The organism is Thermostichus sp. OS-CIW-26 (assembly GCF_054058395.1).
This window is the reverse complement of record NZ_JBSSAG010000007.1, coordinates 45,704-59,289: the sequence shown is the minus strand read 5'-3', so window position 1 is coordinate 59,289 and position 13,586 is coordinate 45,704. Positions and strand designations below refer to the sequence as shown.

General features: G+C 58.9%; 11 protein-coding genes and 1 riboswitch. Of the genes, 2 read left to right on the top strand and 9 right to left on the bottom strand.

Going from position 1 to position 13,586, the window contains the following annotated elements; genetic code table 11:
• Positions 1 to 177: 177 nt before the first annotated feature.
• The 8 genes from ligA to rsmH all read right to left on the bottom strand — a co-directional run bounded on the left by ligA (position 178) and on the right by rsmH (position 10,608).
• Positions 178 to 2,238: an NAD-dependent DNA ligase LigA gene (gene ligA / locus ACVW0C_RS04975; protein WP_457384517.1), complete on the bottom strand. Its 2,061-nt coding sequence runs from the start codon at positions 2,236 to 2,238 to the stop codon at positions 178 to 180.
• A gap of 32 nt (positions 2,239 to 2,270) precedes the next feature.
• Positions 2,271 to 4,319 (bottom strand): ArsA family ATPase, encoded by a 2,049-nt coding sequence (locus tag ACVW0C_RS04970; RefSeq protein ID WP_457384516.1) that lies wholly within the window; start codon positions 4,317 to 4,319, stop codon positions 2,271 to 2,273.
• Positions 4,320 to 4,441: 122 nt separating this feature from the next.
• The gene (locus ACVW0C_RS04965) at positions 4,442 to 4,852 is read right to left on the bottom strand and encodes a hypothetical protein (RefSeq protein ID WP_457384515.1); all 411 of its coding nucleotides are present in this window, start codon (positions 4,850 to 4,852) and stop codon (positions 4,442 to 4,444) included.
• Between the two features lie 234 nt (positions 4,853 to 5,086).
• On the bottom strand, positions 5,087 to 5,956 hold the full coding sequence (locus tag ACVW0C_RS04960; RefSeq protein ID WP_457384514.1) for a (2Fe-2S) ferredoxin domain-containing protein: 870 nt from the start codon (positions 5,954 to 5,956) through the stop codon (positions 5,087 to 5,089).
• An 11-nt stretch (positions 5,957 to 5,967) separates the two neighbouring features.
• Positions 5,968 to 6,396 (bottom strand): DUF1636 domain-containing protein, encoded by a 429-nt coding sequence (locus ACVW0C_RS04955; protein ID WP_457384513.1) that lies wholly within the window; start codon positions 6,394 to 6,396, stop codon positions 5,968 to 5,970.
• A gap of 101 nt (positions 6,397 to 6,497) precedes the next feature.
• Positions 6,498 to 8,468, bottom strand: coding sequence for a TonB-dependent receptor plug domain-containing protein (locus ACVW0C_RS04950; protein ID WP_457384512.1), 1,971 nt, complete (start codon positions 8,466 to 8,468; stop codon positions 6,498 to 6,500).
• Between the two features lie 42 nt (positions 8,469 to 8,510).
• A riboswitch (cobalamin riboswitch) is annotated at positions 8,511 to 8,662 on the bottom strand.
• A 345-nt stretch (positions 8,663 to 9,007) separates the two neighbouring features.
• Positions 9,008 to 9,532 (bottom strand): hypothetical protein, encoded by a 525-nt coding sequence (locus ACVW0C_RS04945; protein WP_457384511.1) that lies wholly within the window; start codon positions 9,530 to 9,532, stop codon positions 9,008 to 9,010.
• 176 nt (positions 9,533 to 9,708) lie between these two features.
• Positions 9,709 to 10,608, bottom strand: a complete 900-nt coding sequence (gene rsmH, locus ACVW0C_RS04940) for a 16S rRNA (cytosine(1402)-N(4))-methyltransferase RsmH (protein WP_414417228.1) — start codon at positions 10,606 to 10,608, stop codon at positions 9,709 to 9,711.
• A gap of 248 nt (positions 10,609 to 10,856) precedes the next feature.
• On the opposite strand from rsmH, the gene aroA reads away from it, so the two are divergent.
• Together aroA and ACVW0C_RS04930 are read left to right on the top strand one after the other, a co-directional pair.
• Positions 10,857 to 12,191 carry a 3-phosphoshikimate 1-carboxyvinyltransferase gene (gene aroA / locus ACVW0C_RS04935; protein ID WP_457384545.1) on the top strand — a complete coding sequence of 445 codons (1,335 nt, stop codon included), beginning with the start codon at positions 10,857 to 10,859 and terminating at the stop codon, positions 12,189 to 12,191.
• Entirely contained in the window at positions 12,188 to 12,577 is a 390-nt protein-coding gene (locus ACVW0C_RS04930) for a TIGR03792 family protein (RefSeq protein WP_238376948.1), read from the top strand. The genes aroA and ACVW0C_RS04930 overlap by 4 nt, the downstream gene beginning before the upstream one ends.
• Here ACVW0C_RS04930 and ACVW0C_RS04925 read toward each other — a convergent pair.
• Entirely contained in the window at positions 12,574 to 13,350 is a 777-nt protein-coding gene (locus ACVW0C_RS04925) for a DUF502 domain-containing protein (RefSeq protein ID WP_238376947.1), read from the bottom strand. The two genes, ACVW0C_RS04930 and ACVW0C_RS04925, sit on opposite strands and share 4 nt — an antisense overlap.
• Positions 13,351 to 13,586: the final 236 nt, after the last annotated feature.

Here is a 13,586-nt window from a genome sequence, read left to right as displayed (position 1 = left end):
AGTTGGATACTTTTTGGAGGTGTGGCCGCGCCTTTTTGTAACCAAAAAGGGGAAGGAACTGTCCGTGTTTCGTTCGCTTCCCCCTATTGGCGTCCACTCCTCACTACAGGTGAATCATAAATTATCCCTGCCGCTAAGACAACCCACCCTACCCAAGTTTTTCCGGGATCCACCCTGTCAAGGATGCAGATCACCGGATTCCACGGTGGGATCCAGCGCCAACAGCTCCGCTTCGGTCAGCAGGGGGATCCCCAGTTGTTGGGCTTGCTCCAGCTTGGAGCCGGGGTCAGAGCCCACCACCACGTAGTCGGTTTGGCGGCTGACGCTGGCGGTGACTTTGCCCCCCCGACTTTCAATCCAAGCCTTGGCCTGCTGGCGGGAGAGGGTGGGCAAGGTGCCGGTGATTACGAATTTTTTCCCGGCCAGGATCTGGGAGACGGCAGGGTTCTCCTGCTGAGGAAGAGCGGGGATCCCTAGCGCCTGCAACTCCTGCAACAGGCGACGATGGGCCGGCTCGGCAAACCAGGCCACCACCGCTTCCGCCACTTCCGCGCCTATCCCATAGATCTGGGCGATGGTTTCTGCGCTGGCTTGGGCCAAAAGCTCAGGGGTGGGAAAATGGCCAGCCAAAATCTGGGCAGTGACCACCCCCACATGGGGGATCCCCAGCCCGTAGAGCACCCGTTCCCAGGGCTGCTGGCGAGAGCGCTGAATGGCTTGCACCAGCTTTTGGCTGGAGCGGGATCCCATTCCCTCCAAACCCTGCAACTGCTCTGGGGTGAGGCGGTAGAGATCGGCTACGGTGCGCACCCCCAAGCTCTCCACCAATTGGGCTGCCCGCTTTTCCCCTAAGCCTTCGATATCCAAAGCATCACGGCTGGCCCAGTGCTGCAATTGGCCCCGCAGCTTGGCCGGGCACTCGGGGTTGGGGCAGCGGGTCACGGCTTCGCCGGGGGGACGAACCAAGGGGGTGTGGCATTCCGGGCACTGGCTGGGCAGGCTGTAGGGAACAGCGTCGGCAGGGCGCAATTCCTTCAGGATCCCGACCACCTCCGGGATGATCTCCCCGGCTTTGCGCACGATGGCAGTATCGCCAATGTGCACATCCAGCTCCCGCAGGCGATCGGCATTGTGCAGGCTGGCGCGGCTGACAAGGGTGCCGGCCAGAGGAACCGGCTCCAACTCTGCCACCGGGGTGACGGCGCCGGTGCGGCCTACGCTGGCGAGGATGGCGCGGATGCGAGTGGGAACCTCTTGAGCTGGGTATTTGAGGGCAATGGCCCAGCGGGGAAATTTTTGCGTAAAGCCGGCCTCCTCCTGCAGCCGCAAGGAGTTCAATTTCACCACCACCCCGTCGCTGGCGTAGGGGAGCTGGGCACCCCGCCATCGCTCATAAAATTGGATCACTTCTCCCAAGCCCCGACAGACCTGGGAAAGGGGGTTGACCGGAAATCCCAATTCCTTGAGCTGCTGCAGACACTGCCACTGGGTTTGCGGGGGATCCCCGGCAGGCCATCCCTCCGGCCAGTGGAGGGCGTAGGCGAAGAAGCTGAGCTTGCGGGCGGCCACAACGCGGCTATCCAACTGCCGCAGGGTACCGGCAGCACAGTTGCGCGGGTTGGCAAAGGGGGGATCCCCAGCGGAACGACGCTCTTGGTTGATCCGTTCAAACTCGGCTAGGGCCAGATAGACTTCCCCCCGCACCTCCAAAACGGGAGGCGGATCTGCTGTCGCCAGCCGCAGGGGAATCGAACGAATGGCGCGCACGTTGGGGGTGATGTCCTCTCCGGCCTGTCCGTCCCCCCGAGTAGCGCCCCGCTCCAAAAGACCATTGATGTAGGTTAGGGCCAAGGCAGCACCATCAATCTTCAGCTCACAGACATATTCCAGCTCTCCCTCTGTCCTGCTGTCGGGAACAGGGGCACGGCCCAAAACTCGCAGCAGACGCTCTTGCCACTCCTCCAGTTCTTCTGGGTTGAAAGCGTTTTCCAAACTGTAGAGGGGGATGCGGTGGAAGACGGTGGGAAAATGCTCTGCAGGTTTTTCTCCCACCCGCTGAGTAGGGCTATCGGGAGTGACCAGTTCAGGGTAAGCCCGCTCCAGCTCTTGCAGCTCGCGGTAGAGGCGGTCGTAAACGCTGTCTTCCAGGATGGGCGCATCGTGGACATAGTAGGCAATGCTGGCCTTCTGCAGCAGGGTGCGCAGCTCGCGGGCGCGTTCTTCCAGATGGGGATCCATAACTCCTTGGGTGAGCAAGGTCTACCCCTAGGTTAGGGCTCCTGAGGAGCCAATAAGTAGGAGCCGATATTCTCCAAGCTGGGAGGATGTAGGAAGGGGATGGTCAAGATGGCCTGCTGGGAAAATGGCTGGGGGAGCTGGGCCAGAAGAGTCTGGTGACGACGGCGGAGGGCCTCTCCAAAGGGGGTAGAATCCTCCAACCACACCCGATTGAGAACGGCGTAGGGATGAGGGATCCCCAAAGCATCCAGTTCCGCCAAGAGACGCTCGGTTTCCGCCAGAACTGCTTGCTCGGGGTTAAAGACGGGGATAAAGGTAACAAACTGGGGATCCTGGAGCTGCTGCCGAAGCTGCCGCACCTGGGCCAAAAGCTCCCGCATCCGCTGCGCCCATTCCGGCCTGCCCACCACATCCCGATATTTCAGCCACAGCTTCAGGGCCAAGCTTACCCAGCCCTCCAGAGCCTGGGGCATCTGCAGAAACCGCAGGAGATGCCCTGTGGGGGCCGTGTCCAGCACCACCAGGTCGAACTGCCCGCTCGTCTCCTGTCGGAGAACACTCAACAGGGCCATCACCTCATCCAGGCCGGGTGGGGGCATCTGCAGCAGTTGCCGCCACGCCTGTGGGTCGTATTGGACTTCCACCCCTGCCGTCCCCTCCCCCGCCAAGATGGCCGCCACCTCCTCCAGATAATCCTGCCGGAATTGCTCCAGCACCGCCGCCGCATCGACCTCCTGCCCCAGCAGGTTGGGCAGCAGGGGAATGGGATCCTGACCCAGTTTCGTCTGAAACAGATCCCCCAGCGAGTGAGCCGGATCGATGGAGACCAGCAAGAGCTGCTTGTCGGGATGGCGCTTGGCCAAGGTCCAAGCCAGGGCCCCGGCCACCGTCGTCTTGCCCACACCCCCTTTGCCCCCCACCAACACCAGTCGGATCCCTTGGGTCAAAAAATCCGGTAGGGACGGGATCCCCTTGAAGGAAGGGAAGAGGGTGGAGAAGAGAGACTTTCTCTTCTCTTGGCTCTCTGCTTTTTGCTCTGGGATCCCTTCCAACTCCAGCAGCACCTCTGGCAAGGGGCGAAGCTGCTGCACCAGCTCATCCAGGGCCGCCAACCCAACCGGCTCCTGCAGTTGATAAGGACAGACCCAGATAGAGTATCCGGGCAGCTCCTCCTGCAGGGCTTTGAGCACGCGCCCCTGTTCTTGCTGCCGCGCCAAGTAGAGGGAAGAGGGGAGAGCGGTGGGCAGTGAGGATTGACTGGTATTTTCTCCTAGAAACAGCACCTGATTGACCAGAAGGCCGCCGATGGGCACGCGGCGGCTTTGCAGTTGCTGACAAAAGCGGCGGGTTTCCGCCACGCTCAACTGCTCCGGGATCATCACCAGCCAAGCAGAGGTGCTCTCCGGATTGGTCAAGCGGGCTTTGCCCCCCTCAAGTTCCCCCTGCAACTGGGCCAAAAACGCATCCGCCTCATCCGGTCGATAGGTGCCCGTCAGGGCTTGGGCGATCTCCCGGTGCTTGGCCTGAAAGGTGGCAAACACAGCCAGAAGATTATCCAAAAAGTCGGGCAGCTCCAACAGCCGCAGGGTGTGCCCGGTGGGGGCTGTGTCCAAGATAACGGTATCCACCTCCTCCCTCGCCAGCAGCCGGTTGACCTCCAGAATGGCCATCAGCTCATCCACCCCCGGCCACGCCAAATCCCAGATTGGCAGCAGATCCTCTCGGCCAAACCAACTGCCCCGCTCGGCAATGAGTTCCAGGGCCGGCCCATAGGTTTGCCGAAAAGACCGCAGCAAAATCTCCGCCTGCAAAGCCCGCACCTGTAAATTGGGGCGATCCGGCAAGGGTTGGGCCACATCCGTAACCGAGATTTGCAGCACGTCCCCCAACGAGTGGGCGGGATCTGTGGACATCAGGAGCAGACGGCGCTGGGGATCCACCTGGGCCAGTTGGCGAGCCAGCGCGCAGGTCAAGGTTGTTTTGCCCACTCCTCCCTTGCCGCTGAACAGCAAGAGGCGTTGGGAAGCCAAGAGCAGAGGATGGCAGGAATGCTCCTCACTGTTAACGCGACTGAGTTGCAAAGGGATCCCCTCCCACATAGGTCGCCCCTATTTTGGCCCGGATCCCTCTTGGGGGTGCTCTAGATCACTGCAAAGGTACTCCGCACCGCTGACGGGATGGGAAGGGCCTGTACGGGGGCGGCTTACCGAAGTTTCCCCTCTCCCAGCCACACCCGGCGGTGTCCTCTATCCCACACCAGCAGGGTGTGGATCCCAATCCAAAGTCCTGTCCACAGCCAGTTGTGCAACCAGATTTTGCCCAGAATGGGCAGGGTCAGGCCCTCCGTTCCCCCCAAAACCAGGCCGGCGGCCAAAATCAGCCCTTCAAAAGCCAGAAACCCCAAGATGAGCATGGTCGGGATCCAGAGATAGTTCATCAGCAGTTGCTTTGGTCGAAGGGTCTTGGACTGGAAAAACAAAGGGCGATAGCTGGCAGCAAGAGCAACCCCCACCGTGCCGATCCCCAGCACCAACCCCCAGGCAAACGAATCGGGAGTGCGGGGATAGTTGTGCCAGGTGTAGCCAAAGATTTGGTTGGCCAGCCAAATTATCAAAGCACTAATGATTGCCCTTTGGCGGGTTAAAGTTGTGCCTGCAACAATACCAACAGTTACAAAAGGAAGGGTACATGTATAAGCAATATTGCTGAGACAGCTGACGGTGGTAAACAAGCTGGGCCAGAACCAGCCTTGGGCCAAATCTTGAGCAGCTTGTATCCAAAGTGGGGCTGAGATCAAGCGGCAAGATCTGGGGATAGGTTGAGCACTCGATTGCAGGCCAATCATGCTTTAATCTCCTGGAAAAAGGTGGTCTTTCAGAGGACAGCTATTAAGCAAATGCTCAAAAACAATTTGCCGAGCTACTTGGGGAGTAACCCGCTTGTACCAGGTGCGATCCCCGGAGTAAAAAACCACGGGCCCCTGTTGGCAAACTTCCAAGCAGCCTGAGGTGATAACCTGTACGTCTAGGTTGGCTTCTCGAAGAGCCGATTCCAGAGCTTCCACAACCGGTTGGTAGTTGCGGGAAGGATAACAACGGCTGGAACGACAGACGGCAAGGTAGGGACGTTTAAGAGGGTTATCCTCATAGGGGATCCGCTCTTTCCCCTGCACATAGATGGCGCGGATGCGCTCGTAAAGAGAAAGCTTTTGGTAATCTGCTTTGCCTTCCGGCAGGTAGTCTTCCTCTGGCCCCAAAAAGGGGCTGGGCAGAAAAATCTGCAGCAAAGGCTCTTCTGCTCCATTCCAGAATTGGATCCCCCACATGCGGGGCTGACCTTGGGGATTGAGGCGCCGGTAGAGGGCAGCACGGCTAACCAATCTTTTGCGGCGCAGCTCGGGTGGGGTCTTGCGATGGGGGCCGCCTTGGTGCTCCTCCAGACACAAATGCAGGTGCCAAGTTTCGGTGGCAACGGTTAGATAGCCATCGTAGAGTACGCACAAAGCTGGAGGTTTCTTGAAAGCCAGCTCCAGCACCCCGCCTTCCGCCACATGGCCCACCTGGATCTCGGCCCAGTGCTCTTGAAACAGCTCGTAGAGCAACGGCCCCAAGCAGTCGATGTGGGCAGGGATCCCTTCATAAAGGGTTGTCCAACCCGTCAGAGAAACTTCCTGCCAAGCTTGATGGAGGGGGGTTATCCAGGGCGTGAAAGCGGCCATGAGAAAGCTCCTCAGTGCAGTGGTGGAATACGAGCAATCACCCCTTTTTTGAGAGGGCGCTCGGCCCAGGGTAGGATCCCATCTGGCTTGGTGAGGTAGAGCTCTGCTGTCTGCAGAATCAGCTCCACATCTTTTGGATCCAGATCTCCAAAAACATAGGTCATCTTTTGAGGTGCTGCCAACGCAACAACGCAAGCATGGCTGCAGGCGCTCATACAGGCAACTGGTTTTAGAGTTAGTTGGGGGTGGAGGGTTTGGGATTGCAGGGCAGACAGCAGCATTTCTCCCTTGCTAGTCCCTTCTTTTTGGCCGTTAACCCACCGAGATCCGCAGGTGATGCAAACCCAGAGATAATGACCGCTGGGTTGCTGAGCAGCGCTGCCAGCTTGAACTGGCAACTGGGAAGTTGATTGAGACACAGAGCTGCTTGATACCGGCATAACTTGCAATCCAGACTTGACTGTAAAGGGCGCGATGAAGAAGGGGAAATGATCTCAATATCTAAGCGAGTGGTCAAGCAGTGAGCGAAATGGCTAAGCCTTTAAAATTGGCCTCTCAGATTGAGCCGAACGGTGCGACCCACTCCGGGGTAGCCGGGGAAAACCTCATATTGCTCATCCAGCAGGTTATCGACTCCCACCTCGAGAGCGAGATTTTCTGCAACCGGGATCCCTCCCCGCAGAGCCAGGTTGGTGTAGCCGGGCAGAGATTGGGTATTGGCGTTGTTGGTAAAGAAAGTGCCAATGTGATGCAGGAAAACTGAGGCATACCGATCCTCTGCATCGCGGTAGCTCAGGCCCAGGTTGAAGCTGTCTGCTCCCACGAAGGCTAGCTGTTTGCCAACCGCTTTGGGATCCAGCGCCGAGCGGATGATGGGATCGTTCAGGGTGTAGTTGGCAAAAAGAGTCCAGTTTTCCCCCAATCGCAAATCCAGGGCTGCTTCCAAGCCCGTGTATTCCACGAGCTCAATGTTTTCGTAGGTTCCCCTGCTCGGGCCAGTGCTGACAAAGGTAATGCCATCGCGGATGCGGTTATGGGCAAAGGTCAAGCGCAGTAGGCCAAAATCTCCCAGAGCCTGATCCAGGCCAATGTCAAAACTCTCTCCCCGCTCCGGGCGCAAATTGGGGTTGCCGTCGACTTCAAAAAAGCCGCGCAGCCGAAAGAACAGGTTTGAGATCAAGGGAGTGCGAAAGCTGCCGGCATAATTGGCCCTCAGGGTGGTGCTTTCTGCCAAAACCCAGCGGATCCCTGCGGCAGGAGAGGTGGCCGAACCGTTGACCAGATTGCTCGAATCTTGGCGAACACCTAAGTTGAGATAAAAGTTGGGCTGTGGCTTGTAATCCAGGCGGGCAAAGAGGGCCCCTTGGTTCACGGTATTGTCGTAGTTGACATTGGTGGATCCCCTGGCAAAGGAGAAGGTGGTGTTGCGAGCTGAAATGGATCGGTAGTCTGCTCCTAGAGTAAGCTCCAGGTTTTCAGCAGCCTTCCAGGTGTATTGCAGTTGGGATCCCCACCCCGTTCGCAGGATCTCATCCCGGGATCCCTGGCTTTGTGGGGCGCTGAAGCGATAGTTGAGGTCGTCAAAAAATACCCTAGCTTGCAGGGATCCCCTCTCTTGATCCCACAGCCAACTGAGATCTAACAGCAGGTCGTTGGTGTTTTGCACTGCATCGGGGGAGGGAAACTCGGTGCTGCCGGGCACCTGAAACGCTTTGTTGAGATAAAGGGCATTTCCGGTTAGGACCTGGCCTTCTGCCAGTTGCCAGGTGAGTTTGGCTTGTAGGTTGTGGTACTCCACCGCCGAGTTTTCCCGCCTGCCGGCTTTGCCCAAACGCCTAATTTCAAAAGGAAAGTCGTTGTTGCTCTGCAGACGGCGATAGCTGACCACCCAGCCCAGATCCTGCGCTTGGCCGCGGTTTTGGATCCCTTGCTCGTTGAGGCCGTAGCTGCCGATAGCCGCTTCCAGCACGGTCTCGGATCCCGGCTTTGGATCCAGCGTCACGATGTTGATGACCCCGCCAACGGCATCGGAGCCGTATAAGGTGGAGCCCCCACCTGGAGAGATCTCAATACGCTCGACCACATCTGTAGTGATCTGAGACAGATCGAACCCGCCAAAAAAGCCCAGGTCGTTAATGGGGCGGCCATCCAAGAGCACCAACACCTGGGCCGTTCGTCCTCCCCGCATAAACTGGGAGCTAAGGGCTCCCAACTGGGTTCCCGCCGTGCCGTCGCTGAGGATCCCGGGCAGGTAGCGCAGGGCCTCCTGAACCGTTCTTGCCCCTTGCTCTCGAATTTGCTGGCGGGTAATGACGTAAACCGGGCGGGAAGAATCCCGCAGCAAACCAGGACGGCGAAAAGGTGTGGTGACGGGTTGATTTAAAATCTCGGCGCTAACACCGGTTTCCAACACCTCTTGAGCTGAAGGTGAAGAGGCCGCCGGCTGCGCCCACGCTGGGATCCCCAAAACAAAGCCCCCCAGCGCCAGGCTGAGACCTAGAATGGGATTCATTTTCTTTCTTGAAGCTCCTGATTCCGTGCGACGCGGAAGAAATGCGAGCCAAAACCGCAGGCGGGCATCCTGACTGAGGGCATGGGTCTAGCCCAAGCCCATCACAGTTGCGGCACAGCGCCGGATTTGCACCGGACTTTCCCCTTTACATGCCCTGGCTGATCCCCAGGACAACCTGTCGGTACAGCTTTCTCTGCGATTGCTCCGAAAAAGCCGTGCTAGGCATCATACATCCCCTGCTCTGGAGTTCCTATCCTGCCAGGGGGGATGTCATCCCCAGGGGCGAACGGGATCCCAACGACAATCCCAGGGCTTCGGATGGGCCACATCCCATTTAGGCCAGATTTCTTCACTGCTTTGTAAGCAGTTGAAGGATAGCCCGCTGCTACTCCAGATCGCGAGGCCCAGGGATCCCTTGACTTTTGAAGAATTTGAAGAATAGGGAGGATAGAGATACGCTGAGATCTTGCAAAATCCACAGCCTTTGGGAGAGTAAGAGGGGAGCAGTGGCTTGGCTGCTGTCCACGGGATTCATTGGACTAGTACCCAACCGGGTAGAAAAGAGGAGCTTTTTCGATTTCAGGCGGGGCTGTCGTCTGGTGGGCTGGATCCGGTTTAACTTGGCTGGGAGAGGCAATTGGCACCTCGATCATCCGATCCGGTACCAGCGGCACCATTTCGGAGCGGTCGGCAATTTCCCGCAGAGAATTGGCAATGGATTCTTGAGTCAGCAGAAACTGTCGTTCGTTGCGCTGCATCTGCTGCCACACCTGGTAACGCTGGCTCCACCGGCTTTGGGTATGCACAGTCCAACTGTAAAGGCTTAACACTGAAACCCCAGAGAGGATAGCCATCCCTGTGGAGATCTGCTTCCACCAAGCTAGGTGTTCTGCCCAAGCCGAATGTTGGCTGCGAGGATGGGCTGATTTCAACTTCAAATCCAAAGGCTGGGTGCGGCTGGCTTGAACTGTACCGGAGAGGGGTCGGCTCAGAGCAGAAGGCTGTCTGTGGCGACGAGGGCTTTTGGGACGATCAAGACCTGCGTTCAAAGGCTGGCTAACCATAGGGCTTAACCTCACACACACCAAGGGATCCGACGGTGCAGGACTGCCGGTTCCGCTTCACCCTAGTTCCCCGCATCCCCCAATAGCAACCCCCTTCTCCCGATTCCCGGCCTCAGCAGGACAGCTGTCCGCTTCACGGTAGCCGATCTCTTGAGAGCGGGAGAACCAACCTAAACCTACATCTGACTGCTGCGGGCAGCCACTCGCAGTTTGGCAGAGCGGGCCCGTGGATTGCGTTGCCGTTCCAGTTCGGAAGGGGACAAGGGCTTGGGGGTGAGCACCTGCCAACGGGGATCCCTGCGAAAGGCCCATTTCACCAGGCGATCTTCAAGGCTATGGAAGCTGATTACGGCCAACCTGCCGCCGGGTTTCAACCAAGTGGGGGCTTGGGCCAGCAAGGTTTCTAAAGCCTCCAGTTCTCGGTTCACGGCAATGCGCAACGCCTGAAAGACGCGGGTGGCCGGGTGGATGCGGCCTCGCCGAGCTGCCGGAGGTACCGCCTGCCAAACCACCTGGGCCAACTGGGTAGTTGTGGCGAGGGGACGAGCCTGCTCGATGTGATGGGCAATGCGGCGGGCAAATCGCTCTTCGCCGTAACGGGTGAAAATCTCGATCAACTCTTCGACCGGGCGATGATTAACCCAATCGGCAGCGGTTTCCTGAGCGGCACTGGGATCCATGCGCATATCCAGCGGCCCCTCTCCGCGAAAGCTAAATCCCCGCTCAGGGCAGTCCAGTTGCGGCGAACTCACCCCCAAGTCGGCCACGATGCCATCGAAGGGAATCCCCTGCCCCTGCTCATCCCGAAAGCCGTGCTGCTGCAGATCGAAATCGGCAAAATTGAGGTGCCACAGTTGGATGCGGCTGCCGGGGATCCCTTCTGCTGCAAAACGCGCTTGCGCCGCCTGTAGAGCCGCCGGATCCCGATCCAACCCCACCACTCGGGCAGCTCCCCCCCGCAGCAGCGCCAAGCTGTGCCCACCCCCTCCCAACGTCACATCCAAAAAAATACCGCCCCCCTGGGGTTGCAGGTAGGCCATCACCTCCTCGGTCAAAACGGAATCGTGTTGATACACCTTGCCAAGCACGGTCTGCGGGGGTTCTATTTCTGCTGCTACAAAGTTCAGTATCTGCAAAAAAAAAAGGCCGAGGCCAGGCCCCGACCGAGGAATCCATGTTGTTAAGGTGATCCTCTGAGAAAAGAGGGGTGGCCGTCAAAAGACAGGCTGTCTTGGGATCCCTGGCAAAATCTCTGGGGCGCGAGTCCCGCTCTGAGTATGATGAGACTGCTCCCGCTTTTGCCAAGTCTGCCGTCAGGGTTGCTGTGTTGACTCACTCTTCTGCTACCGATATCCTCACTCTCTCGCCGGCCAAGGGCCTGCGCGGCCAAGTCAGCATCCCCGGTGACAAGTCCATTTCCCACCGCGCCCTGATGCTGGGATCCCTGGCCGAAGGAGAAACCACCATCCAAGGGCTGTTGCTGGGAGAGGATCCCCGCAGTACGGCAGCCTGTTTTCGGGCGCTGGGGGCAGATATTTCGGAGCTCAACAGCGAGTGTGTTCGCATTCGGGGAGTTGGCCTGGGCCAGCTGCAAGAACCGGCAGACGTGTTGGATGCCGGCAACTCCGGCACCACCTTGCGCCTGATGCTGGGGATCCTGGCTGGCCAGGCCGGGCGCTTTTTTGCCGTCACCGGCGATCGCTCCCTGCGCTCGCGGCCCATGGGGCGGGTGGTAGAACCGCTGCGGCAGATGGGGGCCAGCATTTGGGGACGGGCCGGTGGGACGTTGGCACCTTTGGCCGTACAAGGGGGATCCCTCAAGGGCATTCACTACCGCTCCCCGGTGGCTTCAGCGCAGGTGAAATCCTGCCTCTTGCTGGCGGGTCTGCTGGCGGAAGGCACCACCCAAGTCACCGAGCCGGCTCTCTCTCGGGACCACTCGGAACGGATGTTGCGGGCCTTCGGGGCCAACATTCAGGTGGATCCGGAAACAAAAACCGTGGCCGTGGTGGGCGGATCCCGCCTGGTGGGCCAAAAAGTTCAGGTGCCGGGAGATATCAGCTCGGCAGCCTTTTGGCTGGTGGCCGCCTCCATTGTGCCCGAGAGCGAATTGCTGCTAAGGGATGTGGGCCTCAACCCCACCCGTACCGGTGCGCTGCAGGTGTTGCAGGAGATGGGGGCCGATATTCAAATTGAAAACTGCCGGGAAATGGCCGGCGAGCCCCTGGGAGATCTGCGGGTGCGTTCGGCCCGCTTGCGCGGCTGCACCATCGCCGGCGATCTCATCCCCACCCTGATCGACGAGATCCCGGTTTTGGCGGTGGCGGCGGCCTTTGCCGAAGGGATCACGGTGATTCGCGATGCCGCAGAGCTGCGGGTCAAAGAAAGCGACCGTCTGGCTGCCATAGCCCAAGAGCTGAGCCGCATGGGAGCCCAGGTCACTGAATATCCTGATGGCCTGGAAATCAAGGGAGGGATCCCTCTTCACGGGGCCGAGGTCGACAGCCACGAGGATCACCGCATCGCCATGAGCCTGATGGTGGCAGCTCTAGGAGCGCAGGGATCCACCCTCCTCAGGGGAGCCGACTGTGCCCGCATCTCCTACCCCGACTTCATTCCCACCCTGCAACGATTGACTGCTTCCCCCCTGGAGTCTTGAGAGGGCCCATCTTTAACTTTGCCGCCTCTGCTCCTATGTCGACCTGCCCCAGCCCGCCCGGCCCTATCGCCATCGAACATCTCTGCTTCCGGGTTCCTCCCGGTGGGCAAGCAGCCTTTCTTGAGCAAGACGAGCGGGTTTGGGGATCCGCCCTGCGCCGGCATCCGGGTTTTCTGGGCAAAGAAGTTTGGCTGGATCAAGAGGATCCCGAACTTGTCCACCTCATCCTCCGCTGGGCCAGCCGTGCTGACTGGAAGGCCTTTCCCTCCGAGCAAGTGGAGGCATTGGATCGGCAAATGCGGCCTTTTTATGTGCGCTTGGAACAGGCCAAAGAATACCAGCTCTGGCAGCCCGGCCCTTCTGCAGGGACAGGAAAGCAGGATTAAGGGATCCCTTCAGTCTCAAAACCTACCTCAGAGCCCACCGAGTCAGCCCTGGGGGATCCTGCCACCCGCTCCTGCTCCACCAGCTCCCGCAAACTGGGCATGGTCACGGCCAAAGCTCCTTCTCGCCGCTGCAGCCCCGCTTCAAAACTCTCAGGGGTGACAATGCCGCCGGAAATGAGCATCTTAAAAGCATCTTCCACCGGCATGAACACTTCCACCACCTGGTCTTCCGGCACAATGGCGTACCAGCCCGTCGTTGGATTGGGGGTGGTGGGCACAAACAGGCCAAGGGAGCGCTGCGGCCCATCGGGCCGAATGGGAGTTTGAATGGTGCCCGTCACAAAGGCCAGCGCCCAAGCTCCTGGTCGGGGATATTCCACCAGCACCACCCGCCGAAAGCGCTGATTGTTGGGGGCAAACAAAACACTGACCAATTGCTTCAAGGTCTTGTACACCAGCCCCGCCACCGGAATCGCATGGAGCAACTGTTCGCTGAGATTGAGCAGCCACTGGCCGACAATGTTGCGGGCCATGAAGCCAATCAACAGGATGAGCACAATCGGCGTCAACAGGCCCACCGCCAGATCGATGAGGTTGATCAAGATCGGGTGCAAACCCTGGATGGGATTGAACTGCTTCGGAATGCTGGTCAGAAAGCCAATGCTCCAGGTGGCCACCTCCACCGTCAGCCAAATAGTAGTTGCCAGAGGGATCACCACCAGCAACCCCGCCACGAAGTAGTTCTTCAGATGCTGTTTCCATTGTGAAACCATGGTGAGGTCGTCCCGTCGAGTCAACCGAGTGGATGCACCGAACCTTTGCAAGTGGAGCTTGCAGATGGCAATCATGATACCTGCCTTCTGCATTGCCCTCATGGGGGGCAGCCGCAACTTGCTCGAAAAAGAAATCGGGCTGCCAAAAAGCGCAGAGCCCCAAACTTTCACAAGGCCGATAATGCTATCTTAGGTCGATATAAAATTTTGTAAAGGCAGGGATCCCGTCCCGAGGC